18 protein-coding genes are annotated in these 26,704 nt (G+C 61.1%); 5 read left to right on the top strand and 13 right to left on the bottom strand.

Annotated elements, in window-relative coordinates:
- Nucleotides 1-264 precede the first annotated feature (264 nt).
- From Mal15_RS24265 to Mal15_RS24235, 7 genes are all read right to left on the bottom strand, one after another.
- Nucleotides 265-1,581: an anti-sigma factor family protein gene (locus tag Mal15_RS24265; protein ID WP_147870125.1), complete on the bottom strand. Its 1,317-nt coding sequence runs from the start codon at nt 1,579-1,581 to the stop codon at nt 265-267.
- Between the two features lie 606 nt (nt 1,582-2,187).
- The gene (locus tag Mal15_RS24260; RefSeq protein ID WP_147870124.1) at nt 2,188-3,024 is read right to left on the bottom strand and encodes a class I SAM-dependent methyltransferase; all 837 of its coding nucleotides are present in this window, start codon (nt 3,022-3,024) and stop codon (nt 2,188-2,190) included.
- Nucleotides 3,025-3,045: 21 nt separating this feature from the next.
- The gene (locus tag Mal15_RS24255) at nt 3,046-4,188 is read right to left on the bottom strand and encodes a helix-turn-helix domain-containing protein (protein ID WP_147870123.1); all 1,143 of its coding nucleotides are present in this window, start codon (nt 4,186-4,188) and stop codon (nt 3,046-3,048) included.
- A 177-nt stretch (nt 4,189-4,365) separates the two neighbouring features.
- A complete protein-coding gene (locus Mal15_RS24250; protein ID WP_147870122.1) occupies nt 4,366-5,778 on the bottom strand; it encodes an APC family permease in 1,413 nt (470 codons plus the stop codon).
- Between the two features lie 288 nt (nt 5,779-6,066).
- Nucleotides 6,067-7,542, bottom strand: coding sequence for a DUF1501 domain-containing protein (locus tag Mal15_RS24245; RefSeq protein ID WP_147870121.1), 1,476 nt, complete (start codon nt 7,540-7,542; stop codon nt 6,067-6,069).
- Between the two features lie 9 nt (nt 7,543-7,551).
- On the bottom strand, nt 7,552-11,124 hold the full coding sequence (locus Mal15_RS24240) for a PSD1 and planctomycete cytochrome C domain-containing protein (protein WP_147870120.1): 3,573 nt from the start codon (nt 11,122-11,124) through the stop codon (nt 7,552-7,554).
- Between the two features lie 154 nt (nt 11,125-11,278).
- Nucleotides 11,279-11,788: a DUF1499 domain-containing protein gene (locus Mal15_RS24235; protein ID WP_233902992.1), complete on the bottom strand. Its 510-nt coding sequence runs from the start codon at nt 11,786-11,788 to the stop codon at nt 11,279-11,281.
- 64 nt (nt 11,789-11,852) lie between these two features.
- Here Mal15_RS24235 and Mal15_RS24230 point away from each other — a divergent pair, with 64 nt between their 5' ends.
- Nucleotides 11,853-13,157 (top strand): replication-associated recombination protein A, encoded by a 1,305-nt coding sequence (locus Mal15_RS24230; RefSeq protein WP_147870119.1) that lies wholly within the window; start codon nt 11,853-11,855, stop codon nt 13,155-13,157.
- 442 nt (nt 13,158-13,599) lie between these two features.
- The gene (locus Mal15_RS24225; protein ID WP_147870118.1) at nt 13,600-15,009 is read left to right on the top strand and encodes an O-antigen ligase family protein; all 1,410 of its coding nucleotides are present in this window, start codon (nt 13,600-13,602) and stop codon (nt 15,007-15,009) included.
- Between the two features lie 112 nt (nt 15,010-15,121).
- Here Mal15_RS24225 and lepA read toward each other — a convergent pair whose 3' ends face one another.
- A complete protein-coding gene (lepA, locus tag Mal15_RS24220) occupies nt 15,122-16,921 on the bottom strand; it encodes a translation elongation factor 4 (RefSeq protein ID WP_147870117.1) in 1,800 nt (599 codons plus the stop codon).
- Nucleotides 16,918-17,979 (bottom strand): ROK family protein, encoded by a 1,062-nt coding sequence (locus Mal15_RS24215; RefSeq protein WP_147870116.1) that lies wholly within the window; start codon nt 17,977-17,979, stop codon nt 16,918-16,920. Before Mal15_RS24215 ends, lepA begins: the two co-directional genes overlap by 4 nt.
- A 308-nt stretch (nt 17,980-18,287) precedes the next feature.
- On the opposite strand from Mal15_RS24215, the gene Mal15_RS24210 reads away from it, so the two are divergent.
- Nucleotides 18,288-19,631, top strand: coding sequence for a glycosyltransferase family 4 protein (locus Mal15_RS24210; RefSeq protein ID WP_233902991.1), 1,344 nt, complete (start codon nt 18,288-18,290; stop codon nt 19,629-19,631).
- Between the two features lie 87 nt (nt 19,632-19,718).
- Here the strand turns inward: Mal15_RS24210 and Mal15_RS24205 are convergent, their stop codons facing one another.
- The 4 genes from Mal15_RS24205 to Mal15_RS24190 all read right to left on the bottom strand — a co-directional run bounded on the left by Mal15_RS24205 (nt 19,719) and on the right by Mal15_RS24190 (nt 24,956).
- Nucleotides 19,719-20,510 (bottom strand): class I SAM-dependent methyltransferase, encoded by a 792-nt coding sequence (locus tag Mal15_RS24205; RefSeq protein WP_147870115.1) that lies wholly within the window; start codon nt 20,508-20,510, stop codon nt 19,719-19,721.
- 103 nt (nt 20,511-20,613) lie between these two features.
- Nucleotides 20,614-21,771, bottom strand: a complete 1,158-nt coding sequence (locus tag Mal15_RS24200) for a glycosyltransferase family 4 protein (RefSeq protein ID WP_147870114.1) — start codon at nt 21,769-21,771, stop codon at nt 20,614-20,616.
- Nucleotides 21,772-22,254: 483 nt separating this feature from the next.
- Nucleotides 22,255-23,751 (bottom strand): tetratricopeptide repeat protein, encoded by a 1,497-nt coding sequence (locus Mal15_RS24195; protein WP_147870113.1) that lies wholly within the window; start codon nt 23,749-23,751, stop codon nt 22,255-22,257.
- The gene (locus tag Mal15_RS24190; RefSeq protein ID WP_233902990.1) at nt 23,748-24,956 is read right to left on the bottom strand and encodes a cytochrome c3 family protein; all 1,209 of its coding nucleotides are present in this window, start codon (nt 24,954-24,956) and stop codon (nt 23,748-23,750) included. The genes Mal15_RS24195 and Mal15_RS24190 overlap by 4 nt, the downstream gene beginning before the upstream one ends.
- A gap of 445 nt (nt 24,957-25,401) precedes the next feature.
- On the opposite strand from Mal15_RS24190, the gene Mal15_RS24185 reads away from it, so the two are divergent.
- Both Mal15_RS24185 and Mal15_RS24180 read left to right on the top strand, forming a co-directional pair.
- A complete protein-coding gene (locus tag Mal15_RS24185) occupies nt 25,402-26,181 on the top strand; it encodes a hypothetical protein (protein ID WP_147870112.1) in 780 nt (259 codons plus the stop codon).
- 172 nt (nt 26,182-26,353) lie between these two features.
- A complete protein-coding gene (locus Mal15_RS24180) occupies nt 26,354-26,539 on the top strand; it encodes a hypothetical protein (protein ID WP_147870111.1) in 186 nt (61 codons plus the stop codon).
- The last annotated feature ends 165 nt before the right edge of the window (nt 26,540-26,704 follow it).

Below are 26,704 nucleotides of genomic sequence, written 5' to 3'. Positions count from 1 at the left end.
TTCGGGCCCCAGCGTCGTTCGGGCCCCAGCGTCGATGGGGCCCCAGCGTCCATCAAGCCCGAAGGCTGGCGCCCAATGCCACCTACTCTATGAGCCGACGGCGCTAGCCGCGGGCCTCGGATTGCCCTTCGAGCCCCGTGAGGCCCGAGGCTAGCGCCTGCGGCTCAGGTTGTGATCGAAAGCGGTGCGTGTGGCAGGCGCCACGCCGGCATTGCGTTCCAAGGCAGAGCATGGGAACGAGGCATCGAGGCAAGATTCCCGATCCTAGCGAACGAGGAAAAGAATGTTCGCCATCTGGTCGGGTCCGTTGTCATCGAGCTGACCGCCACCGGGCGCCTGTGCGCTCAGCAGTTGAGCCTCCTGCTCGCCCTGGATGGGAATGAACGAACGATCGGCCAACTGGCTGACCCAAGCGTCAAACACATCGTCGGCATCGCTGACGATCGGGACGACTTGGCCCTGGTGACGGATCTTGGTGGGGTCGACCGTGCGGACCGATTCGATCGAACGCAACAAGGGTGCATCCAGTTGAACGCTGATCGCGGAGAACCCGACCGCTTCGATGCCATCGCGGTCGCTGACCAAACGCGTCACCAACCGGTCGAGTTTCTTGGCGGGTGATTCCAGCAGCAACGCCCGCGGCGCTTCGTCAATCGGTGCTTCGCTGCCCGGTTGGGGCACGACCGCGCGGGCAAGTGCCTCATCGACCCGGCGCTCGTCACTTTCCATGATCTGGATCTCGGCCAACGCCCGATCGAACGCGCCCGTCTGTCGGCCCGCTTCGGATTGCTTGATCTCCACAACCATCAACATGCTGAGCGGTTTCAAGGCGACGAACGACTGGGTGTCAGGCGTCGCCGGCATCGCGCCGGTATCGGGGCCGGTTGCTTCCGTCACCGGCAGATCGGTGACTGGCGCGTTGGAACTCGCATCGGCCAGCTGCTCTGTCGGCACGGGTTGCATCACGGGCGCCGCTTCAGGACGCACGTCTTCCAGCGGATCCGCCACCGGTGGCACCGGATCTTGGTCGGTGGCGACGTTTCCAATGATCGAATCCGACATCGCTTCTGGGGTCACCAGCGGGACAAGTAAATCCTCAGGATCCGGCACCGTGTCTTGCTCGGGTATCACTTGGGGAGCAGCGACCAATTCATTGTCCGATGGCCGGTTCGGCACGTCGCCGGAATACTGCCGCACGACCAAACCGATGAACAACACCGATGCCGCCAGACCGGCGACCATCGCGACCAGACGGGGTGTCGAAAACGAGCGGGCCGGTTGGGGCGCGACGAAGGCATCGTTTGCGGCCAGCCGCAGCGGGTGGTCGCTGCGCAACTCTTCCGCCTCGGCCCTCGCGATCGCGGCTTGGACGACAGTGTCGGCAAACCCATCGGGCAGTTTCGGCACCGCCAGCATCGCGTCGCGAAAGGACTTGCGTTGGCGTTCGATCGCCACTAGCCGCTCGCGGGCGGCAGGATCGTCGCGTAAGATCTGGTCGACCCGGGCGCGCTCGTCGCTGCTGAGCGCGTCATCCAGATGCGCCGAAAGCAGTTCGTCGAGTAATTCTTCTGGTAAAGCCATTGTTGAATCCGTGGCCGACAGGTTCCGATGTCATATCGGATCTACCGGGCTCAATGATACAGTGGATAGCGGTCGCCAAGTGGGGCAACAAACAGCGCCACGCCGGAGGATGAGTCAGCCGAACGCGAGGAGCGATTCGGCATTCACCCAAATCGGATGAGCACAAGGGGGAGAAAGTTCCAGAGATTCCCGCGTTTGACGCCCCTTTTCTCCCCAGATGTTGGGTTTTTCGTCGATTCGGCGGCCTAGCGGGATTTTTTTTGGGTCCGTTGCCGAAGAAATCGGACGCCCACGGGGGCCCCGATCAACCGTCCGGCGGACGGCCCCCCCAAGTCAACTGTCGCCGTGTTCTCCGAACTCGGCCTCTCCTAACTCGGCGTGCGCGAAGAAGCGACGCTTTGCCCCGCGCCGACCTCGGGGAGGACGGCGACGGTCCGGCCCAATTAAAACCTAACTGGACAGCGTCATTTAGCAAAATAAACATCGTGAATCGCCGGTCGAACGTAGCTACCTTCGCCAGAAGGTGGATCCCCGGGGTTTTCCACGCTCGCCCCGAGCATCGCTACGTCGAAGTTTTCCACGCTCTGGCGAGCGTAGCGACGTCGACTACTTGATCGCCACGATGTAGCAGATCCAACTCGGGTCGCTGTCGGCACAGCCACAGCGATACCAGCCGCCATCAAGCTCCGGGTCTTCTTCGTTCTCGCGTTCCCAGTAGACGTGGCTTTCGCGGAAACCCGCTTCGGCCAACATCTCGCGGACTTCGGGGATCGTCCAGAACCGCCAGTGGTATTCGAAGGCCCGTTTCAGCTTGCTGCCGTCGGGGAATTTGAACGAGATCGAAAAGCTGGCGTCGGCGGTGATCGGGTTGAACGATTCCTGTTTCCAGTGATAGTCGAATCCCTTCTTGCCCTTTTTGATCGTCCGCTTGTCGGTGTGCTCTTCGTTGAAGCATTCCCCGCCGCCCATCATGTCCATGACCATGATGCCTTGGTCGTTCAGGTGGGAGCGTGCGATCTTGAAGTACTCGACGACTTCGGGGCGGGTTTTGAAAATCCAGAAGGAAAAGTTCTGGGCGGCCAAGACGTCGGCGGCCGGGGTGTTGCCGTCACGGACGTCCTGCTGCAACAGCGTGACGCGTTTTTGCTGAGCCGGTTTCAGCTTGGCCAGATTGTGATCGCGTCCCCATTGCAGCGTTTCGTCGCACAGGTCCACGCCGAACGCGGTCCGGCGGGGGCTCGACGCGACCCACTTGCAACACACGGCAAAGGTTCCGCAAAAGTCTTCTCGCAGCGTCAGCGGTTTGCGTTTGTACGCTTCGCGATAGGCTTGTTCGAAAAACTCGACCTCATGTTCCGGGGTTTGAACCGATTGTTCGTACAGGTCGAACTTGTCCGCCGTCGCCGCCATGGAAAGCGACGACTTGGATTTCCGTTTTGCCATGTTGTGGATTCACACGTTGTGTTAACGCCGCGCCAGCCGACGGGCGATGGCCTTGGTCGGCAGCGGCATGATTTCGGCGGGACCGCTGGGGTTGAACAGCGCGTCGTCGCGGGTCTGTTCGTCTTCGGGTTGCTCATAGGTGACGAGGTAGGCACCGATGATGTCCCCGCCTTTTTCGTAAACCGGAGGCCAAAACTCTTCGCCGCGGATGGCAAGCGTTTTGGCCAGCAGCCGGGTGGCGCGACCGGAGAACCCGCTCAGCACCATGTCCAGACGACCGAGTGCTTCACGGTAAATGTAGAACACCATTGCGGTGTCCTTGTTTTTTCCGCCGGCAAATTCCCAGGTTCCGTCGTCTTTTTCGTAGTAGAACCCCGGTTCGGGCGCGTCTTCGTTCTTGCTCAGCCGCGTGCCCGCCGATGCGCTGTCGGGTTTGGGGTCGGAGTCTCGATAGCGCAGGAAGAACGGACAGGAGCGTGCCGAGACGTCATCGACATCGTCTTCGGTCACAAACGGCGTGCAGCCGAACACGTCGGAGAACAACAGTTCGACCACCGGGTTACTTTTGATGCTGCCGATGCAGATCATGCCGCGGTCACCGGTGGCGTCGACGAAGCCGTCGAACACTTCGTCGGCCCGTTGGCGAACGTCCGCCGGATCGACTTGGCCGGGACTCCAAACGAGCGTCTGCTGGAATCGATCGGGCATCGGAACCTCGCGTCCCGGCCCCTCGCCGCTTTCCTGGTCCTTGTGCTTGGCGACTCCGCCCAGGGTGGAAACTCCGCTCAGCACTTCGCCGACCAGCACCGAGTCGCTGGCGACGACCGAGGCGCCTTCGGGTGTGGCGTTGGAATCGGTCGCCCGCACGCCCACGATGATCTCAATTTCGCTCCGACGGGCGATCAGTTCCCAGAAATTCTCCGGATTGACGGCAAATAATGCGCCGGGCAATTGGTCCGCCGTCGCATGCCCCTGGTCGATCAGGTAATCACACAGACGCGACAGCGCGTCCAGCGGAATGTACTTCGCCTCGTTCTTCAATAGCGATGCGACTTGGTGGCGATCCAGGCCCGTGTGTTCAACGATTGACTTGATCGTCCCGGGCCGTTTGCGGCGATCGGGAGTGTGCCCCAAGAGTTCAGCCAAGCGAAATGCGTATCTCATAGTCGCGTCTATTTCGAGAGGTTTCCGTGAAAAGGTGGTCGGGCATGATGCGCGACGCGTGAAATCATTATGGGGGCTTTCTGGCCGCAGGTGGTCCGCTTTCACCTCCGATCGTCCGCCTCCAGGTCCGGCATGCCCAGACCAGTTTCCCGGTCGTGACCGACCGGGGCCTCAGTTTCACCGATCGCCGAAGGCCCGACTACCCCACACAAATCGGGATCCCAAGTACGCCGCGATTCCGATGCCCAGGGTGCCCAACCCCACCGCCGCTTGTAAGGGAACACGGATCGCCGTTAGCGCTGCAATTCCCAGGGTGCCAAGAACATAAATCGCGGGAACGAGCGGATAGCCCCGCACGCGAACCGGATTAACAGCATGGTTTCGGAACAAAAAGACCAACGAGCCACACAGGGCCGCACAGATCGACAGGGTAAATCCCAGGTAATCGAGCTGTTCGCGGAGCGTGCTGATGCCAATCACGACGACCGCCAGGATCGCCTGGATCCAAATGGTCGGCAGCGACTGGTGCAGCCCGCCCGCCAATTGTCCCTCGTCAGTTCGCCCGGCCAGCAGGCGCGGCAACAGCCGATCGGCGGCCATTTTCTGATAGACCCGCGGGCCGGTCTGCATCAACGCCAACACGGACGTGCCCAGCCCCGCCAGAATCGCCACGCGCACCAGTGGTCCGACCAGCATCCCCCAATCCGATCCGCGGGCCTGAATTTGTCGCCCGACCGCGTCGGCTGCCGAGGTCGCCACGTCGGGCCGTCCGGCCACCTCGGACGCCGGCGGTGCGTAGACGAACACGATGTTCAGCAGCACGTACAATCCCGCGACGCCGACCGTTCCCCACAACATCGCCCGCGGCACATTGCGCGTCGGTTGCTCGATCTCGTCGGTCAGATAAACCGCGGCGTTGAAACCGCTGTAGCTGAGCGAAATCCACGTCAACGCATTGGCGAACACCAACGCAAACGCCCAACCATTTTCCGCCGGCGGGGCCGCCGCATCGGTGGCATCCGCCGCGGTTATAGCGCTCTCGGACGGCGAATGAGCCAGCTCCGGCATCGTTCCCTGCCACGTCGAAACCGTGCCGAAAGCGATCAGCAGGAACAAACCGATCAGGACCAGTTTGGCGAGGACCACTCCGTTTTGAATCCGGGTCCCCCGCTTCAATCCCAGGCTATGGACCACCGCGGCGAGCACGACCAAGCCGATCGCGATCGATCGATCCGGCCATCCATCGAACAATTCCATGCCGGCGCCCCGGACGTAGGATTCGAATGTCGTCGCGGCAAAGGCCATCGCCCCGGTGAACCCGGCCAGTAGCGAAACCCAGCCAGCCATCATCCCGGCGGCCGGGTGAATCGCACGGGCCAGAAACAGGTACTCGCCTCCCGATTCGGTGAACTGCTGGGCGAGCGCCCCGTAACACAACGCCCCGCAAATCGCGATCACGCCGCCGATCACCCAGGCAGCGATCACAAGGTGCGGCTGGCCCAGGTCGCCGAGCGTGAAGCCGCTGGTCGTGTAGACACCCGCACCGATCATGCTGGCGGCGACCACCGCCGCCGCCGAGGGAGCGTTCATTTTCGGATGCGACAAAGCGGTCTCCACGTGCGACGGCCGGTTTCCACGTACGACAGCCCCTTCGGGCGGTCGCGGCAGGTTGTACGACGGCCCTTCCGGGCGGTCGCGGCAGGTTGTTAAAGCGTTATTCGTAAAAGGGTTTCGTCACTCGCCCTTCCGAGGTCGTGCGGTTTCTAAGTCTTTGATTCTAAGGGGTCTTTGCAAATATCTCTGGCCGCCCTGAACCACAGGGAGGTGGATCTCCCGCGTCTTCCACACTCGCATCGAGCGTCGCTACGAGTAAAGCCCCTACGCCAACACCTCGCGAACCACTTCGCCGCCCTCGACTCCCGTCAATCGCTGATCGAGTCCCTTGAAGGCGTAGGTGAATCGGTCCGAATCGATGCCCATCAAATGCAAGATCGTGGCATTCAGATCGCGGATGTGGACGGGGTTTTCGGTCACGTTGTAGCTAAATTCGTCGGTCGCCCCGTGGACCACGCCACCCTGAATTCCCGCCCCGGCCAACCACACGGTGAAGCACTTGGGGTGGTGGTCTCGACCGTAGTTGGTCTTCGACAGACTTCCTTGGCAATAAATCGTGCGACCGAATTCGCCGCCCCAGACGACCAACGTGTCGTCGATCATTCCGCGTTGACGGAGATCCTTCAACAGCGCCGAACAGGGCCGGTCAATATCTTTGCACTGATTCGGCAAGTCCTTGGGCAGGTTGCCGTGCTGGTCCCAGCCGCGATGAAAGATCTGGGTGAACCGCACGCCACGTTCGGCCATCCGCCGCGCCATCAAGCAACAATTGGCAAACGTGCCCGGTGTGGTCACATCGTCACCGTACATGTCCAGAATGTATTGCGGTTCGTCACTGATGTTGGCCAAGTCGGGCACACTGGTCTGCATCCGAAACGCCATCTCGTACTGCGCGATCCGGGCTTCGGTTTCCGGATCGCCGATCGAATCCGCGGTGATACGATTCAGCCGCGACAGCGAGTCGAGCATCTCGCGGCGGAGTTTCGAATCGATGCCCTTGGGATTGGAAAGGTACAAAACAGGATCGCCCGCGCTGCGGAGCGCGACGCCTTGGTACTTGCTGGGCAAGAACCCGCTGCCCCACAGCCGGTTGTAAAGCGCCTGGGCTTCCTTGCGTCCGGTCCACGACGCGGTCATCACCAGAAAGTCGGGCAGGTTTTCGTTTTCGGTTCCCAAGCCGTAACTGAGCCATGACCCCAAGCTGGCCTTGCCGGGCAATTGATCGCCGGTACAGATGTAGGTGATCGCGGGATCATGGTTGATCGCTTCGGTGTGCATCGATTTGATCAGCGCGATCTCGTCGACATGGCTGGCCGTGTGCGGCAGCAATTCGCTGACCATCGTCCCGTTGTCGCCGTGTGGCGCGAACGAATAGATGCTCGGCGCGATCGGAAACCGAGCCTGACCGCTGGTCATCGTCGTCAGCCGCTGGCCCTGACGGATCGAATCGGGCAGGTCTTTGTCGAACCAATCGGCCATCGTCGGCTTGTGGTCCCACAGATCCATCTGGCTGGGCGCACCGGACATGAACAAGTAAATCGCGCGTTTGGCTTGGGGCGGGTGGTGCGGCAGTCCCGGCAGACCGCCTTTTGCCGCCGTGTTGCGGTCGCCCGTGTTTGCCGGTGCGGCATCGGTCCGTCTGTCCAGCGACGCCAGCGCCGCCGCGCCCAGCCCCGCGGCGGACTGCGAAAACAGCGAACGTCGGTTCAAGCGGATCAATCGTTCATTCACATTCATCATTCGCGTTTCCTACTTATTGACCACTTGGTCCAAGTTCAAAAGGGTGCTGGCGATCATCATCCAGGCGGCATGTTCGCTCGGGGCGAGCGCGTCAATCTGGATGTCGTCGACCGACAACAGATCCTTCGCGGCGGCCGGATCGTCGGCATAGTGTTTCCGGACCTTGTCCAGCAGCGTGACAAGTTCGTCGACTTCTGTTTCGACCGGTCGGCGGGCGGTCACCGTTTCGAACAACCACGCCAGCTTGTCCGACGCATCGTCTGAATCACATTCATCGTGGGGCCGCACCGCCAAGTGTTTGGCCGCCTGCAGGTACTGATATTCGTTCATCAGCAGCAACGCTTGCAACGGCGTGTTGGTTCGCTCGCGCCGCGCCGTACAGGATTCGCGACTGGGGGCGTCAAAGGTCGACATCTGTGGCGGCGCGCTGGTGCGTTTCCAAAAGATATAGACGCTGCGGCGAAGTTGTTTTTCCAGTTCCGCGTCGGCTTTGAAGTTGGCCGTGTTGCTGCGGGTGTACCCCACCGCGTACCACAACCCGCTGGGCTGTGGCGGCTTGACACTCGGTCCGCCGGATTGCGGATTCAAGAGGCCAGCCAACGACAACGCTTGGTCACGCAACACTTCGGCATCCAGACGATGACGCGGCCCGCGAGCCAGGTACCGGTTCTCCGGATCGATCGCAAGATTCTTCGGATCGACCACGGCGTCACGTCGATAGGCGTCACTGGTCACCATCAACTTGATCAAACGTTTGACGTCCCAACCGTGCTGGATGAAATCGACGGCCAGCCAATCCAGCAATTCGGGATGGCTGGGCGGTTGCCCCTGGCTGCCGAAGTCTTCGCTGGATTTGACCAATCCGCTGCCGAAGATCGATTGCCAGAAACGATTCACGGCCACGCGGGCGGTCAACGGATGCTCCGGCGCAACCAGCCACCGGGCCAATCCCAGTCGGTCGCGCGGCAGATCGTCGGCCATCGGCGGCAAAAACTCCGGAACCTGCCGGTCGACCGTTTCACCCGGCTGGTCGTACTGTCCACGAATCAGGATCTTTGCCTCCCGCGGCTGATCCAATTCTTTCCAAACCAGCGTCGTCGCGATCTCGCCCTCCAGCTTTTCTTTCGCCGCTTCGGCGCCTTTGACCATGTCTTGCAGCACCGTCCAATCCGGGTGCGTGCATTGGACCTCGCGGTAATACGTGCGAAGCGATGCCGCTTGCTGGTCGGTGCGATCACTCGGCTGCTGCGCCGCCAGAGAGGCGATCGAGTCGGGTAACGGGATTGCCGGTGAACGGTAGGCGTAGGCGAACTGGGGATCGCGACCCAGCGAAACGGTTTTGATGTACAGGTCATTGTGCCCTTTCTTCAGCTCCAAGCTGTACGTCCGGCCGAGCGGATTGATCGGGCCGGTACGCTCGGAAAGGGCAACACGTTTGCCGTTTAGAAACACGACGTGGCTGTCGCTCGTTCCCAGCAACAGATCGATCGATTGTTTCTTGGGCGAGGTGAGCGATTGGTGAATCAGGTTCACCGCGACACTCTCTCCGGAGACAGGCAGCGAGTGGATCGCGACCGGAGTCCAGTCGTCTTGCTTTTCCCAGCTGTAGGTTTTGTCTTCGTACTTGAACGTCTCATCGGCCTTGAACGCGCCCTGCTGCGATCCGAAGCTGCGATAGATCCCCGGGTTGGAACTTTCCACCGGGAACGGACCGACCGCATGCAGGTCACCGATCGTGATTTGATCCTTGATCGGTGCCGCGGCGGGTGACTCGGAGAGCGAAAGACGGACGGCGTAGAGTTGGTGTTTGGCGAACTGCGACAGATACATCAATCGAACTCGAATCTGGTCGTGGCCGAGATCGATTCGCTCGTCCAGTCCGGCAACGGCGAAAGCTGCGTTCCTTCCGCCGGTTTGTTGATGTCCGGCGACCGCCCAGCCTTCGGCCGCCATCTGTTTCCCGTCGATCGCAAACGAGATCGCAAAGCTGCCGTCTTGCTGTTCGACATCGGCCACGGCCGAGCGGATCGGCAGCGATTCCCAGCCCTTTTCGGCGACCGGAGAACCAACGCGCGTTTCGACTTCGATCTCCGTCAGCACGGCATTGCCGTTGGGGGCGACTCCGGCTCGGTCGGTTTTGGGATCCGGCAACACTTCCAATTGCAAGGTTTGCCAACCACCGTCGGCCAACTCCTGCGGCAACGTGGCCGTGATGGTTTGCACTTCGCGATCGGCGATCGTCTCTCCGACGCGGACCGAGCCGTCGGATTCGATGATCAGATCGGTGCCGAACTTGGCATGAACGCCGCTCGGGGTCAGCAATTCGGTTCGATCGGAATCCTTCGAAGCCTCGCTGTCGTGTTGGGCGGCCAAGCCCGCTTCCCAATCCCGTTGGGCCTGGTCAACCGAATCGATCGGCCCACGCATTTCACGACGCAATTCGTGGATCTGTTCGTCCAGCGCCGCGAGCTCCGCCGACTGGTCTTGATTCGGCACACGGATGACCGGCGCGGGGTCCTTCTTGTTTTCGTCCAGCGCCCGGCCGTCCAGGCTGTTGAAGAACGCGAACAACGAGTAGTACTCTTGTTGTGAAATCGGATCGAACTTGTGATCGTGACAGACCGCACACTGTGTCGTCATGCCCAAAAAGACGGTTCCGAAGGCGTCGGTTCGATCGATCACGTTGCGGGCGAACACTTCGTCATAGATCGATCCGCCTTCGTTGGTCGTGACGTTCAATCGATTGAACCCGCTGGCGATCTTTTGGGACAGCGTCGCGTCGGGCAACAAGTCGCCGGCTAATTGCTCGGTGATGAACTGATCGAACGGCATGTTCTGGTTGAAGGCATCGATCACCCAATCACGATACGGCCACATCTCCCGATAGTTGTCCAAGTGCAATCCGTGGGTGTCGGCATAGCGGACCAAGTCCAACCAGTAGCGACCGAAGTGTTGACCGAAGGCCGGCGAGGCGAGTAGTTCATCGATCAGTCGATCAACATCCAGTTTGCCTTCGGCGAGCTGTTCGATCTGCTGGCGCGAAGGCGGCAATCCGGTCAGATCCAAGCACAGCCGTCGCAACAACGCGGCTTCATCGGCGACGCCGGCCAACGTCAGCCCTTTGTCGATCGCTTTGGTGTCGATGAAATGATCGATCGGGTGAGTTGCCGCTGGAGGCACATCCGCTTTGACGGGCGACTCGAACGCCCAGTGCCCGCGAAACTCCGCACCGGCGGCGACCCAGGCTTCCAACGTCTGCTTTTGCGATTCGCTGAGCGGTTTGTTGTACTCCGGCGGCGGCATCAGCATGTCGGCATCGTCGCTACGCAGCCGAGCGATCAATTCGCTGTCGTCGACCGCCCCGGCCTCAATCACCGAAGCGACACCATCCGCGGTGTCCAGCCGCAGATCCGCTTGACGCTCGTGCTGGTCCGGGCCGTGACAGGCGAAACAATGGTCGGAAAGGATCGGGCGAACGTCGCGGGCGAAATCCGGTGCGGGATCGGCCGGGGATTCACCCCACAACACAGATGATCCGACCAACATCAGGAACACGGTGGCGACAAAGATTCGAATCAGCATCGGCAGGACGCAAGGCGGGATGGGGGAGGGCCACTGGCACTTTGACGTAGCTACGCTCGCCAGAGCGTGGTAAACCCCGGGAATCCACCTTCTGGCGAAGGTAGCTACGCTGGCTCTCATTATAGACCATCGGCCCGGAATTGACTCCGCCTTCTCACCCCCCTCGCAGTGCCCTCGTCAGCTCAATCAGGTTGCGGGGGTTTTGGCCCAGATCGCCTTTTCCGACCCTCGACTGACTCGTTGCGTCGACCAAAACACTTTTCCGCTCGGGATTTGCGGAGAGCTCTACCTCGATGTCGTCGACGAATCGCATCAGCGGCGTCGTGCGGGTCAGCTTGATTCGCCGCTGCTGACGTTCGCCCTGGGCCTCCCCCGACGTTTCGGAGATCCAGGCCCACTTGGAATCTGTTTCCGTCCAGCGGCGGATTCGATCGACGACCTCCTGGACCGTGCCGTCAAGTTCCACCGGCCTTAGTCCCGGACGCTCGGCCGCAGGGTCCAACGAGGCCCGGTTCTGAGTCCAATCGCGACTCCAATCATCGACCCGCAGCAGCACCGCGGCGACGATCGCCGGTGTGATGCCCACCGCGATCGCCAGCGTGACCCATCCGATCATCTTGCTTTTTCCTTTGGGGGTTCCATCGGTGGCAGTTCGCTCGGACAATTCGCTTCACGCTCCCCCAAAAAAACTCGCACCGATTAAATTCGTTATGGCCGAGACGCCTTCGATGTTCCAGACCCAAGAAGACGACTTCTTGGACGACGCCAAACCACTGGCCGCACGGATGCGCCCCGCGACCCTGAAAGAGTACGTCGGCCAGCAACACATTCTAGGGGCGGGGAAACTGTTGCGTCGGATGGTCGACGCGGGGCGATTGGGATCGGTCATTTTGTCCGGGCCTCCAGGGACGGGAAAGACGACACTGGCGCATTTGCTGGCCAGCGAAACCGGCAGCCGATTTCGCCCCTTGAGCGCGGTCACCGGTGGTGTCAAGGACGTCCGCGAAGCGTTGGCGTGGGCGACCGACTTGGTGGCCACCGGCGAGCCACGGCCGGTGTTGTTCATCGACGAAATCCATCGTTTCAGCAAAAGCCAACAAGACGCCTTGTTGCCCGACGTCGAAGCCGGCATCGTGTCGTTGATCGGGGCCACCACCAGCAATCCCTATTTCGCCGTCAACGGGGCGCTGATCAGCCGCAGTCAGGTGTTTCAACTACAGACGCTCTCGCCGGCGGAGATCACGGAGTTGTTGCACCGGGCGCTCAGCGACCGCGACCGCGGCTTGGCCTCGACCGGGGCGACGGTCGATGAAGACGCGATCGCGTTGCTGGCAGAGGTTTGTGAAGGCGACGCGCGGCGGGCACTGACGGCGCTGGAGATCGCCGTGTCCAGTTCCGGTGACACTCCCCCACGCGTCACCCGAGACGCGGCGGCCGAATCGATCGGGACCCGCATCGCAGGCTACGACGGGACCGGCGACGACCACTACGACCTGATCAGTGCCATGATCAAAAGCATCCGCGGCAGTGACGCCGATGCGGCCATCTACTGGCTCGCACGCATGTTGGAAGGCGGCGAGGACCTGCGGTTTCTGTGTCGGCGTCTGGTGATTCTGGCCAGCGAAGACGTCGGCAACGCCGATCCGGCCGCCCTGCCGATGGCGGTCGCTTGCATGCAGGCCTGTGAATGGGTCGGGTTGCCCGAAAGCGAATTCATGTTGTCGCAGACGGTGGCTTATCTGGCGCTGGCACCCAAAAGCAATGCCGCGACCGTGGCGATCGGAACCGCACGCAAGGACGTGCGCGAGCAAAAGGTCGTTCCCGTTCCCCAACACCTACGTGATTCCCATTCCGCATCGGCCGAGCGCGAGGGACGCGGCGAAGGATACCTCTACAGCCATGACAGCCCCCATGGAATCGCAGCACAAGACTACTTGGGCGTAGACCGCAGTTATTACGAACCGGTCGATCGAGGGTTCGAACGCGAACTCCGCGAACGCAAGGCTTGGATCACCAAGCGGCTGAAGCCGTAGCGATTGACCGCCGTTTCGTTTTCGATTGGGCTGGATCGTCGCCGTCCTCTCCGAGGTCGGCGCGGGGCAAAGCGGCGCCTGGGCGATCCGCCGAGGTCCGAGACGCCGAGTTTGGAGAACACGGCGACTCTCCGAACGCATCGGCAAGTCGCGGTCGAACACTCGGGGTTGCCTGGCTCGCTTGCCTATCGGCGCTTGGAGTGGGGGCAACCGAAAGCCTTGGCGGCTTCCGCTACGGGGTGGGCGTTTCGTAACGGTCATTCGCATTGCGCCAGCTATAGGTTCTACAGCACCCTCGGCCGCGTCGGATTGCGGTCGAATTTCCGTCGGGCAGGAGGCATCTGGCACCTATGTTTTGGGACTTCGTTGTCCCTCGTTGCGCGCAACCGGTGGATCGGCCGGGACAGCCGAGCGTCAAACGCCCGCTTCACTCGTGTGTCCGATGAACTTACTGGCCCTCCTGTTCGCACTCGCCGCCCTCGTCTGGCTGGTCCCGATCGTCAAAGACGGGCGTCTGGCCGGCGTATTGACGTTGCTGTTTTTGACGGGAACCGTCTTCGGCCCCCCCTTCTTGGCCTTCGATGGGCCGATCCAGATCAGCCTGGACCGCATGCTATGGGCGTTCCTGATCGGGTTGGCCGCCATCCAGTGGCGACTCGGCAAACTGAAACTTTCGCCGGTCAACCGGATCGATGTCTGTTTGCTGGTGTTTGTCGTCTACCTGTTCCAACGTAGTCGAGGGGGAGATCTGAGCGAGACGTTGGTCGACCCGACCGCCCGTTGGCTGTTTTATATCTTCATGCCCACCGCCGTTTACTTCGTCGCCCGCGTCGCGCCCTTTCGCCGACGCGACCTGTGGTGGATGTTGCACGCGCTGATCGCCCTGGGCGTTTACCTTTCCTTCACCGCCGTTTGTGAAGTCAAGGGCTGGCACGCGTTTGTGTTTCCCAAGCACATCCTTGATCCCGATGTCTGGATGTTTCTGGGCCGCGGGCGAGGACCGTTGTTAAACCCCGCCGGCAATGGGTTCATCATCGGTGTGGCGATGGCCGCAGTCGCCGCCTGTTTCGTCGGCAGCAACCGTCGGCACAAAGCGATCTATGCCGCAATCGGCGTGATCCTGTTGGTCGGCGGGTATGCGACGCTGACGCGCAGTTGCTGGTTGGGGATTGCCGGCGCGGTCGCCATCGTCGGTTTGGTGCACAGTCCCCGCTGGGTCCGCGTGATCGGGCTGGCCGCCACCGTATTGCTGGCCGGCGCGATGACGATGGGGCTGAAGGAAGAATTGATGGCGTTCAAACGCGACAAAGCCCTCTCCGCCGCCGATGCCGCCAAGTCCGTCGAACTCCGGCCCCTGTTGGCGACCGTCGCCTGGGAAATGTTCAAAGACAGACCGCTGACCGGACATGGATACGGACAGTACTTTCAACGGCACGATGCGTACCACACGATTCGGGATTATGGGTTGCCGCTGGAACGCGTTCGGGCATACAGCCACCACAACGTCTTCCTGGCCTTCCTGGTCGATTCGGGATTGATCGGGCTGGGGCTGTTCCTGGCGGCGATCATCACGCTGGGCGGGTACGGATGGCGGATGGCGACCGATGGCACCTTACCACTGGATCGACGCCGGGTCGGATTGCTGACGATCGGGATCTTGGCGTGTTATTTCCCCAATGCCATGTTCCACAACATGACGATCATCCCGATGGTCCAGATCTTTCTGTTAGGGATCGGAGGCGTGGTTGTGGCGATCTACGAAAATGGGTTCGCCAAAGTCGAAGCTCAGGCCAAGCGGGCACTGGCTTACCGCGGCGACCGACGCGAAACGGTCGCCTCGGGCGTGAGTTGATTCGAGCCCACGGGTCCAGTAGCGGAAGCCGCGCAGGCTTTCGGCGTCGATGCGGCTTCGCCGTGAAGGACGAAACTCTTGGCGAGTTCCGCTACGGGTGGGTGACGCCGGATCAGCCGCCCTCGGCTTCGCTCAACACGGCCATGAACGCCTTTTGGCTGATTTCGACATTGCCGACGGCCTTCATGCGCTTCTTGCCTTCCTTCTGCTTTTGCAACAGCTTGCGTTTCCGCGTGATGTCGCCACCGTAACATTTGGCCGTCACGTTCTTTCGCATCGCCGGAACGGTTTCGCGAGCGATCACGCGACTGCCGACCGCGGCTTGGACCGCGACTTCGAACATGTGTCGGTCGATCTCGCTCTTGAGCTTCTTTGCGACCGCGCGTCCACGCCGATCGGCATCGGCCCGGTTGCAAACGATGCTCAACGCATCGACGCGATTACCGTTGACCAAAAAGTCCAATCGGCACAGGTCGGCCGCTTCGTAACCGACCATCTCATAGTCCAACGTGCCGTAGCCGCGGGTGCAGCTTTTAATCTTGTCGTGCAGGTCATAGACGACTTCGGCAAGCGGGATGTCATAAGTCAGCATCGCGCGTTGGGCGCCCAGGTACTCTTGCGCCTTCTGGATGCCGCGTCGTTCCTGACATAACTTCATCACCGCGCCGATGTAATCGGTCGGGACGATGATGTTGCAGCGGACGATCGGCTGACGAAACTCTTCGATGTCGCCCGGATCGGGAACGTCTTGGGGTTTGTGCACCGTGATCGTCTCGCCGCGTTTATTGATGATCTCATACGTCACGTTGGGTGCGGTTTGGACCAGGTCGATGTCCGATTCGTTTTCCAGCCGCTGTTGGACGATCTCCATGTGCAACAGCCCCAGGAATCCGCAGCGGAATCCGAATCCCAACGCATCGCTGGTCTCGGGCTCGAATTCAAAACTCGGGTCGTTGACGGCCAATCGCTCCAACGCGTCTCGCAGATCACTAAAGTTCTGTCCGTCGCTGGGGAACAGGCCGCAGTAAACCATTCGTTTGGGACGCGAGTATCCCGGCAGCGGCGCCGCGGCGTTGTCACCGGCGATGCTGACGGTGTCGCCGATATGCACATCGCCCAGACTTTTGATGTTGCAGATCAGATAGCCGACCTGGCCGGCCACCAGTTCGTCCCTGGCGACGCGTTGAGGCGCGAATTGCCCCAATTCAACCACCTCGTGCGTCGTTCCGGCACGCAGGAAGCGAATCTTTTGGCCCTTGCGGACGGTGCCTTGCATCACACGGACGTAGGTGATTGCACCGCGGTAGTCGTCGTAGTTGGAATCGAAGACCATCGCTTGCAACACGGCATCGGGGTCACCGGTCGGGGCGGGGATGCGATCGATGATGGCATCGACCAGGGCATCGACGCCTTGCCCGGTCTTGGCACTGACGCGAACACAGTCGTCCGGATCGGTCCCCAACGAGTGCATCATCTCCTCGGCCACTTCGTCCGGTCGCGCGTGCGTCAGGTCGATCTTGTTGATGACCGGAACGATGTGCAAGTCATGCTCCATCGCCGCGTAGGCGTTGGCGACCGTTTGTGCCTCGACGCCTTGGAAGGCGTCGACCAACAACAATGCACCTTCGCAACAGGCCAGCGACCGCGACACTTCGTACTGAAAGTCGACGTGGCCGGGCGTGTCGATCAGGTTCAATTCGTATTCCACGTTGCCGCGTTTAAAACGCATCACCACCGCGCGCGCCTTGATAGTGATGCCGCGTTGGCGCTCCAATTCCAAATCGTCCAGCAACTGCTCTTTCATCTGCCGCAAACTGACCGTGCCGGTTTCTTCCAGCAGTCGGTCGGCCAGCGTGCTTTTGCCGTGATCGATGTGCGCGATGATGCAGAAGTTTCGAATCTGTTTGATCATGATTGTTTCATTGCCTGTTTTCGCGCGTACCCGGCCAATCCCAGGTATCCCGCGTCGCCCCCCAAACTCGCAAAGGCGATGGAGGTGCCGTCAAATACGTTCTCAAATGTCCGGCTCTTGAACTCTTCGCGAATGACGGACAAAAACCGCTGTCCGATTTTGCACCCGCTGCCGCCGAAGTTCATCGCCCCGCCCAGGGTCACGACGCCCGGATCGAGGGCATGGACCAATGTCGTGATCCCGATCCCCAACCAGGTTGCGGTTTCGTCAATGATCTTCAGCGCCAACGCGTCACCTTCCGCGGCCGCTTCATAGACCTTTTTGGCCGTCAGTTCACTGTTGCTGCCGCCCAGCAAACCACTGAGCGAGCTTTCCGCCCCCTCGGTCAGTGCGTCGCGGGTGCGGTCGACCACGGCGCTGGCACTGGCATACGCCTCCAACTGGCCGCGGCCCCCGCCCCAGACACACAACCGTGCCGTCGGCGAGGGATCCACCAGAATGTGTCCGCATTCGCTGCCAAAACTGTTGACTCCGTTGACCAGTTCGCCGTCGACAATGATGCCTCCGCCGACCCCGGTGCCGAGTGTCAACAGGATCATCGATTGGGAACCGCGCCCGGTGCCGATCCAGAATTCTCCGAAGGCGGCCGCATTGGCGTCGTTCAGGAACGAAATCGGCCGCCCCAGCAGTTTGGTCAACGCGTCGACGATATTGAAGCCCCACCAGGACGGCAATTGCGGCGGTGCGACCAACAACCCACGCGGCAGATCCATCGGGCCGGGAGCCCCCAAGCCGATGTGCGGCACCTTTCCGATCACACCCAGACCGCTTTCTACCCCGCTGACGACGGCCGCGATCCGCTGCATCGCCGCCGGAGCCCCCTCACCCTCGCGGGTCGGGATCTTCTCGTAAGCGACCGTGTCACCCTGCTCATCAACCAATCCGAGTTTGATGCCGGTCCCGCCGATGTCGATTCCCCAATAGTAAGGCGCCGTCGATTGCTCGATGGGGTGGATCTGGGGCAAACCCCCGGAAGCCGGGGCAGAACGAAGACTCATAGTCAGGTATTTTCTTGCGAGGAACTTTTCCGGTGCAACACCCCGGAACGTCGAGTGGGCCGTGTCGGTGGCCTGTTGATTTCGTCGGCTTTCCGTGCCTAATGGCAAGCCCGCGGACGCTAAAGCCGGTTAGCGGTCATGGAAACCGCGGCGGGTGCGATGGGGCTGATAAAATCATCGGGGCGCGTCCGCGTCCGGTGCATCGCGATCGACAATTCACTGCGATCGCCTGTTCATCAAAATTGCCAGTTCATCAAGATTGCCAGGGCGGAGTATAGAAACGTGCCGCTAGAGTCACAACGAGCGTTTTGCCACAGATTTTCCCCTATTCCGACGGCCCCGAGTTGACGAAAGTTGTTTACCTGACTGCCGGTGCCGCCGGAATGTTCTGCGGCAGTTGCATGCATGACAACGCCATCGCCCGGGCGATGGCCGCCATCGGTGTTGATTGCGTCCTGCAACCGGTCTACACACCGATCCGGACGGACGAGGAGAGCGTTGCCGACTCGCGGGTCTTTCTCGGCGGCATCCACGTCTATTTGTTACAGCAGATGCCCTGGTTAAGGTTCCTGCCCCGCCCCCTTCGCGGCATGCTGGATTCCCCGCCGCTGATCCGCTGGGCGACCCGACGTGCCGGCGGCGTCGATCCGGCCAAGCTTGGTGAACTGTCGGTTTCCATGCTGCGCGGTGCCCGCGGGAACCAAGCCCAGGAATTCAAGCGTCTGACCGATTGGATCGCCGACGACTTGAAACCCGATGCCGTGATCTTGACGAACCTGTTGATCGGCGGCGGATTGCCAGGACTACGCGAGCGATTGCCTGATGCCGAGCTGATGGTGATGTTGCAGGGCGACGACATTTTCCTGGACCATCTGCCGCAAGCGGCCCGCAGTACGGCAATCGAACTTTGCACGGATCTGGTCCGGCACATCGACCACTTTTGCGTCCACAGCCAGTTTTACGCCCAGAAAATGGGGGCGTTGTTCGAGATCCCGGACGAAAAAATCGTCGTCACACCACTCTCGATCGATCTATCACCGTTTTCCGCCAACGATCGCCCGGCGCGCGCTGGCAACTCCGGGTTCCGACTCGGCTACCTGGCCCGCATCGCCCCCGAGAAAGGCTTGCATCGTTTGGTCGAAGCCTTTGAACGGATTGCCGCGGTCGACGCTGACATCACCCTGCACGCGGCCGGTTGGCTGGGCAACGGAAACGAACCGTACTTGCGTTCGGTCGAAAAGCGATTGCGAGACGCGGGGTTGGCCGATCGATTCACTTATCACGGCAGCCCCGATCTGGCCGGCAAGGTCCGCTTTCTCCAAGACATCGATCTGTTGAGCGTGCCGACCGAGTACGAAGACCCCAAGGGTTTGTTCGTGCTCGAATCGCTGGCGGTCGGGACCCCGGTGGTGATGCCCGACCATGGGGCATTCGGCGAACTGGTGCGTTCGACCGGCGGCGGCGTGTTGGTCCCGCCGAACAGCATCGATGCCCTGAGCGCCGCGATCGATGAACTCAAAGCCGATCCGGATCGGCGTCGCGAACTGGCCGAAGCGGGCCGACGCGGCGTCCAGCAAAAGCACTCCATCGCCGCCGCCGCCCAAGGGCTGGTCGATCTGATCGGGCGATCGAGAGAGCAACACGCCCGGTAGCGGAACTCGCCAAGAGTTTCGCCCCTGCGGCAAAGCCGCCTGCGGAATCGAAAGCCTTGGCGGCTTCCGCTACCTGCGGCGGCACCCCTACGCCGCTCGATGCAACGTCGCTGCGGCCGCCCGTTGAAAGTCGTCGCGCAGCAAGGACCGGCGACGCCGGAACGGATCCAACACACGGCTGGCCTTGTCTCGCAAGATCTGCTTGACCCAGAACGGATTGGTTTTCGTCTTGCTGAAAACATGCACCCCGCGATGCGAAATCAGTTGCCGACCATAGTGCGCCGCCACGGTCTGCAACGCCCGTTTTGACCACAGGCTGATGTGCTGGCCGCCGTCCAACACGTAGTACCACCACTGGCCCGGCTGCGGTGCGGGGTCGGGAACCGGTTCGGTGGAAACGAACCAATGGTCGGCGGTCGCATCAAGCACCTGCAACTCACGGTGCGGATTGTCGAAGTGCTCAAAGACCTCCAACGCCGTCAAAAAATCGAACCCGCCCGCCGACGGCTCGCCCTCCAACCCCGGCGCGAACAGGTTTTGACAATAAGGATCACGATGCAAAAAATGGTGCCCGCGGTCACGCATCATCCGCGTGAACATCCCGTACCCGCCGCCGTAATCCAAGCAGTAGAACGCTTGAGGGTACACGTATCGCAACAATCGGTCGACGACCCGCGAAAGGCGTTCGTTCCGCGCGATCAAGCCGACGTCCGACGGAATGATCGCGTGGTTGTACGCTTCTTCCAACCAATACGGTTCTTCGGTCTGAATGAACTGACAATCGCGACAGCGAAAGTATTCGATTTCGTACTTCCCCATGATCGTCGCACCGGCGAACGAGTCCGAGGTGTTGCGGCAAACCAAACAGTCCATTGTCATTGATCAGTTGAAAAAGGAGGAAAAGCGAAACTTCGCTCCACGCCGACCTCGGAGAGGACGGCGACTGTCCAGCCCAATCGAAAAAGAAGGCTGCGGTAGATTTCTAGGCGACACACAACCGATTGTCACTCGACCGATTGTCACTCGACGTCTTTGTTTGTTCGGCGACCGCCCGATAGACCGCGGCGGTGCGTTTTGCGGTGGATTGCCATTGAAACGACGCGGCACGGCGACGTCCCGCTTGAATGATCGCCTGCTTGTTCGGCAACGTGTCGGTCAACGCGGAACGGAGCATCTGGGCGACCATCTCCACATCGTCCGGATCGAAGTAGTAGCCGCAATCACCGGCCACTTCACGCATCACCGGCAGGTCGGAAACCATCACCGGCGTTCCCGCCGCCATCGCTTCCAACGACGGCAATCCGAACCCCTCGGCTTTGGACGGAAACACAAACGCTCGGGCGCGTTCATAGAGCGTGCGCAACAGCGCGTCCGACGCGTTGGGCATCAAGATCGCCGAACCGTCGTCGCGCCATTGCAATTGGGTCGCTTCACGCCGTTTCATCGGCGGTCCGACCATCACCAGCTTCGCCTCCTGGGGGAGTGCACCGCCGAGCCGATTCCATGCCTTCCAAACGACCTGGAAGTTTTTGTAACTATTGCGGCGACCGACGAACAGAACGTAGGGCTTGTCCGTCAACGCTGCGGGCAACGCTGCGGGCGTGACATCCGAAAGCGACGTCCCCAACGGAATCACGGACGCCTTGCCGCGACAGTCCGGGAAACGCTCACACAGTTCGTCGTGGGTCGATTGAGAGATACAGATCAGGTGATCGGCCGTTCGAATCGCGGCGTGTTTGAGTGCGATGTGCTTGCCGGAGGGGTCGAGCGACGGAACGGCTTCGTGAACGAAATCCAGCACCGTTGCGATCAGCGGCCGGTTGCCCCGCCGGATCGATCGGCGACACAATCCGCTGTAATACGTCCAGTGCTCGATCTCCGCATCCACCGCGTCGAACTGCTGGCCGATCCGGCGCTGCATCCGCTCGCGCGTCAGCTTTCTCAGCCACGACACCGGCGGGTCGGTTTGCACCCCACGATAGCTGAGTCGGGGATTGGAAAACTCCGGAGCTTCAGCGGCCGGGCCGACGACCGTCGGTTGGCAATCTTGCGGCAAATGACGGATCAGTTCCGTGAAATAGCGGGCCACACCGCCGCAACGCAAAATCTGGAAGATCGCGCCCTCGTACAAGACTCTCATTTTGGATGCTGCCCGCAAACTCTTCGCCCAATGGAACCGCAATCACGTGCGTGTACCAAAAACCAGCCGCCGACCGAAAGAGGGTTTCATGCCTTGCAGCCCCGGCTCCGCCGGGGCAATGCGAAATCTGGATTTTGCGGTGGTTCAGAATTCAAGCGAAATCATTCCGCGATGGATGGTCGAATCACAGCAGCCATCGGACGACGATACACGAGTGAGATCAGCCGATTCGCGCAAGCGTTCGGGCCCCAGCGAGTATGGAATCCCGTAGGCTGGCGCCCGATGCCAGCTACTTGATCAGCCGACGGCTCAATTTGTGATCGAAAGTAAGGCCCGAGGCTAGCGCCGACGGCTCAAGTTGTGATCGAAAGGAGGTGGCATTGGGCTGGCGGCAAACGGCTGATCCCATGAGGGTGTAGCGGAATCGAAAACGCGAAAGAATCGAACGATTCCGCGCAGCCCAGGCGGGGCCTGGGGACGGGACTATGGGGTGCTCGGCGGCTCACCCAACCGGTCCAATTCGACGCCACAAACCACGAACTCCTCCGTCGCAGCGGGTCGACCGGACCGCTGACGCTGCATTCGGTCGCGATTGATCGCTGCGATTTCACGCGATGCATCCTGGTCGGACAGCTCGCCGCGCGATCGCCGCAGTGCCGCATCGACGGTTCGCCACGCCAACGCTTCGAAGGGCCGATTCAGTTTCTCCAACAGATCCGCCAAACGGCGCGCGTCCTCCGGGTCGACGTCGGAACCGACGCCCAACTTCTGACCAATCGCGTACGTTTGGGCGATCAATTCTGATCGCCCCCGCGCCTCGTCGGCCCAGGTTTTAAATCCCAACACTTCCAGCGACCGACTCATCCTCCGATAGGCCGCATCGTCGGTCGGGTCGATCATCACGGCCTTGCAAAAACACTCAACCGCATCGCGATGGCGGCCTCGGCCGGCGTGATGGCTGGCGATGGCAAACCAGTAATCGGCCGCGTCGCCGACCGGCTGCGGAATCGAATCCGCCCACCGGGCCAGTGCGTTGCCGTCTTGACGTTGAGCGTGGATGCGCCCGATCAAGGCATCGATGTTGGGATCATCCGATGCGGCCCGCGTCAGCGTTTGCAACGCGTCCTCCCATCGGCCGTGACTGATTTCTGATCTCGCCTGACCGAGCGGTCCGATCGGATCAAGCGGTTCGCTCGCGGCGTCTTCGGGAAACGGCCAGGACAGTCGCAATAACGATCGGAGATTGGATGGTTCCACCACACCGCGCCGGCACAACTGACGCAGGTAGCCGGCCGCTTCAACTCGTCGCCCCTGTCGCAACAGCAATTGTGCGAGCATCCGTTCTGCCATGCTGGCGTTTGGGACTTCCTCCAAAATCACCCGGTATCGTCGTTCGGCTTCGTCCCACTGGCCTTGATGGGTCAACCAATCGGCGGTTTGCCCGAAGATCGGCAAACGAGCATCGGGCATTTGCTCCAACAAGTCGTCCAACATTTTGATCGCTTCGGCAAAACGATTGCGTTCGGCCAGCACACGAGCCATCAGGAATCGTGTTTGCGGATCATCCGGGGCGACGGCCATCGCCTTGCGAGCCAGACGAAATGCTCGGTCATCGTCTCCCGCGTCCAACGCCGTGATTGCCGCATCGTGAAGTTCGCCGGGTGACGACGGCAGGTCCTCGGCCGCCGGCTGCACCACCGACGGTGAAGGGTTCGGTGGCGCGGTCGCCAGATTCTCCGTCACGTGATCGCCTTGCCCCGCAACACCAGCCGAATCCGACGAGTCGGAAACTCCCTCCGGCCGCGCGTCCGATGTCGCCGGCAGTGCAGAAGCAGGCAGTGCAGAAGCAGGCAGTGCAGACGCAGGCAGTGCGGTCGTTGACTCGCGTTCGGGCTTGTCACCGGCTTTGTCGCACCCCGCGCCCAGCAGCGCGGTGACAAAGACCAGTCCTGCGATCGTGTTCAATAATGAAGTCTTCACTTGTCGTCGCGAACGCGGATCCAATGGTCGTGAAAGCCGTCGCCGAGCCCATCCAGCTTGAGCGCAGGCATGTGGCACGCGATGCAACCGGTGGTGGGGGAAACCGGACAGACGGTATGCTTGCGACTCGTCTCGGTCGACGGTGTCGTTTCGTCATGACAGGCGATGCAGTTTTGCTCGTGCTCCGTTTCCGTCGTCTCGTCAATCGACTGATGGGGGTTGTGGCACGTGGTGCATTTCAAGCTCCCGCCGGATTGCACGAAACATTCGCTGCGAAGCAGTCCCACGGGCTGAAACCGCGCCAACAGATCCGGGTATTCCCGCAACTGTTTTCGTGTGATGTCTCGTGGCATGCGATGACAATCGCCGCACAGTTGCAACTCCGATTCGGCATCCCAATCGACACGCCCGACCGAAAACGGAGGCGGTGTCTTCATCGTTCGCGCTTGACGGACGTGTTCGCTTGCCGACCCATGGCATTTCTCGCAGTTCACGTTGGGGGTCAGACCGACGATTTGTTGGCCGACGATCTCCCCGGTCGTGACGTGACAATAAACACAGCGGTGCATGATGCGGCCTTCGTGCCGGTGGCCAAACAGCTCGGCGGCCGTTTGCGGAGGGCCATCGTGCTGACCGGGCGTTTTTCCCAATTGGCCCTCTGATGCCATCCAGGACACCCGATGCTCCAACGCCACCGTGTCCCGATCCGACCGGGGCGTGTCCTGATCCGACTGGAGATCGGGCAACAGCGAGATCAACGTCATGGATCGATGCCCGAGGGCGTACTCCAGACGAAACGGTCGGTCACCGAACTTGTCCGGAATGCGTACAAACAAGCCTTGATCGTCGACGTGATAGGTGTACGTTCCGAACGGTTCACCGGCGTCATAGGACTTACCGGCAAATCGACGCGCGACTTCGGGATCTTTGGTGCTGCGAAAGGTCGTCGCATGCCCGTGGTGACTGTGCAGACGATGGTTTTCCCGGTGACACTCCAAACAAGTCTGGCGACCGACATAGGTGGGGCCCGCGGCCTGGATCGTCGGTGCCGTGTCCGATGACTTGTCCGACTGCAACCGCGGTGAGACCATGCCGCGGAACCGCTCCCTGTCGGGCGTCCCCAGATCGAGCAAACCCAGATCGAGCAAACCCAGACCGAGCGCGACCAGGATGAGGGCTGCGGCAGCGATGGGGATTCGTTTCAAAACGGACTCCGATCAATTCGGTCGCGAACGGGGGTGAGGAACGACTGGCGTGGGCATCAGCGTTGGTGCACAGGCTTTAGCCACCCACTGTCGTCGTGTTCTCCGAACTCGACGCGGGCGCGTAAAAGCGAAGCTTTGCCGCACGCCGACCTCGGAGAGGACGGCGACTGTCCAGCCCAATCGAAAACGATGCGGCGGCAGGCTACTAGTGTCCGACATTTCAACCGGCCCGGCAACAAACGACGACAATTCCCGGTGAGGTTTCGATCGAATCGGTTGCGACGGTTGCACCGGCGGCGGAGATGTCGGCGACCGCTGAAAGCCCTTGACAATGCCGCTCCTCGTAGGATCACAACGAAGAGTTTTTCGCAGCGCTGCGGCCGTTTTGGCAATTCGACCAAACGTTCCTTCAATTTGCCGGCAGTCTTTGCACGGGTTTCCTGTCATGCAACTCAACGAATTTTCGCGTCGACGCTTCGCCTTTTGGGCCGGTTTCGCGTTGCTCCCGCTCGCCGATCGGATCGCCGCCAACGGGCTCGACGACTTGGCTGCGGTGGCAACGTCGATTGCCGGCAGCGACGGCGTCGATCCGTTGCCCAGCGACGTCGTCTCATCGCGCTCCGCCGCCGAGCGCGCGACTGCCGAACACTGGTCGGTGGTCCGCAATGCGTCGTGGCGCTGGTACGAACGTGAAAGCTTGATCGACGGGAACTACTGGAAAACCACCGGAGTCACCACGCCGATCCATCGCGAAACTGGAAAACCGCACGTCGGACCAACGGGCTATCTGGACGAGCGGCTCGTTCCCGACGTGATGCTGGCCCCGGCAGACCGCAAACGCCTCGGACGCCCGATCCTGACCGTCGATTCGTGGCAAGATCGACAAATCGCGATCAAACTCGGCTCCCGCGCATTGGCGATTGAACCCCAAGACGCCGAGACGATGCCGGTGGAATTCGGCGATCGCAGCCAAGCCGATGCCGGGCGTTCCAGTGGAGAACGACGAAGTCGGCACGGACGACCGCCGAGCGATTGGCTGCTCAGCTTAAACGCCGACGAAATCAGAATCTGGCTCGCAAAAGTCGAGATCCAGGAGGCCATGGTCAGTGGCATGACCTTCTGGACCCACCTGACCCGCGACCATTCGTTCGATCCCGACAAGATCGGCGGATTGACCGAAGCTGAACTGGCCGAACTGCATGGTGCGGCCCACGAAGGGTTTTAGCATCCTTCCTGCCCATTTTTCGCGCCGATAGATTCCTTTACGGGCGGATTGCGCCGCAATACACTGTCTTGTGCTTGATCCCATCGGTCGGCGCACCCTCGTTGGTTGCCCCGGTCGACCAAGCGACATGCACTTCTTTGGTCGTCTATTACGTTTTTTCCTGGGTAATCAAATGAAAAAGCTTCTAATTCTCACCGCCCTCCTCGGGATTTCCGTTCCTTCCTTCGTCGGTTGTGGTGGCAGCGCTCCGACCGTCGTGGAACCGGTCGAGGAAGACGACGGAGCGATGTCGGCGTCGCAACAAGCCGAGTACGAAAAGCAGATGAGAGAGCAGATGTCCAAGAAAGGCGGCAACTGACGTCGCTTTCCCCGCTATGCCAGCACGACGCGTCAGCGAGTGGCGGGCGTTGGCAACTCATTCACCTCGGGCCGCTCGCTCACGCTTCCCGCTGGCATGGCGTTGCCAGCACGACGCGTCAGCGAGTGGCGGGCGTTGGCAGCTCATTCACCTCGGGCCGCTCGC

Origin of the sequence: Stieleria maiorica (assembly GCF_008035925.1) — a bacterium.
Lineage (GTDB): Bacteria > Planctomycetota > Planctomycetia > Pirellulales > Pirellulaceae > Stieleria > Stieleria maiorica.
This window is presented reverse-complemented; position numbering and strand designations above follow the sequence as displayed.

Bases quoted from the DNA above. Each gene is read 5' to 3' on its own strand.
- Mal15_RS24245 (WP_147870121.1), bottom strand. From the start codon at position 7,542: ATGATGAATGTGAATGAACGATTGATCCGCTTGAACCGACGTTCGCTG.
- Mal15_RS24180 (WP_147870111.1), top strand. From the start codon at position 26,354: ATGAAAAAGCTTCTAATTCTCACCGCCCTCCTCGGGATTTCCGTTCCT.
- Mal15_RS24215 (WP_147870116.1), bottom strand. From the start codon at position 17,979: ATGAGTCTTCGTTCTGCCCCGGCTTCCGGGGGTTTGCCCCAGATCCAC.
- Mal15_RS24260 (WP_147870124.1), bottom strand. From the start codon at position 3,024: ATGGCAAAACGGAAATCCAAGTCGTCGCTTTCCATGGCGGCGACGGCG.
- Mal15_RS24185 (WP_147870112.1), top strand. From the start codon at position 25,402: ATGCAACTCAACGAATTTTCGCGTCGACGCTTCGCCTTTTGGGCCGGT.
- Mal15_RS24265 (WP_147870125.1), bottom strand. From the start codon at position 1,581: ATGGCTTTACCAGAAGAATTACTCGACGAACTGCTTTCGGCGCATCTG.
- Mal15_RS24255 (WP_147870123.1), bottom strand. From the start codon at position 4,188: ATGAGATACGCATTTCGCTTGGCTGAACTCTTGGGGCACACTCCCGAT.
- Mal15_RS24200 (WP_147870114.1), bottom strand. From the start codon at position 21,771: ATGAGAGTCTTGTACGAGGGCGCGATCTTCCAGATTTTGCGTTGCGGC.
- Mal15_RS24205 (WP_147870115.1), bottom strand. From the start codon at position 20,510: ATGACAATGGACTGTTTGGTTTGCCGCAACACCTCGGACTCGTTCGCC.
- Mal15_RS24230 (WP_147870119.1), top strand. From the start codon at position 11,853: ATGTTCCAGACCCAAGAAGACGACTTCTTGGACGACGCCAAACCACTG.
- Mal15_RS24250 (WP_147870122.1), bottom strand. From the start codon at position 5,778: ATGAACGCTCCCTCGGCGGCGGCGGTGGTCGCCGCCAGCATGATCGGT.
- Mal15_RS24240 (WP_147870120.1), bottom strand. From the start codon at position 11,124: ATGCTGATTCGAATCTTTGTCGCCACCGTGTTCCTGATGTTGGTCGGA.
- Mal15_RS24225 (WP_147870118.1), top strand. From the start codon at position 13,600: ATGAACTTACTGGCCCTCCTGTTCGCACTCGCCGCCCTCGTCTGGCTG.
- lepA (WP_147870117.1), bottom strand. From the start codon at position 16,921: ATGATCAAACAGATTCGAAACTTCTGCATCATCGCGCACATCGATCAC.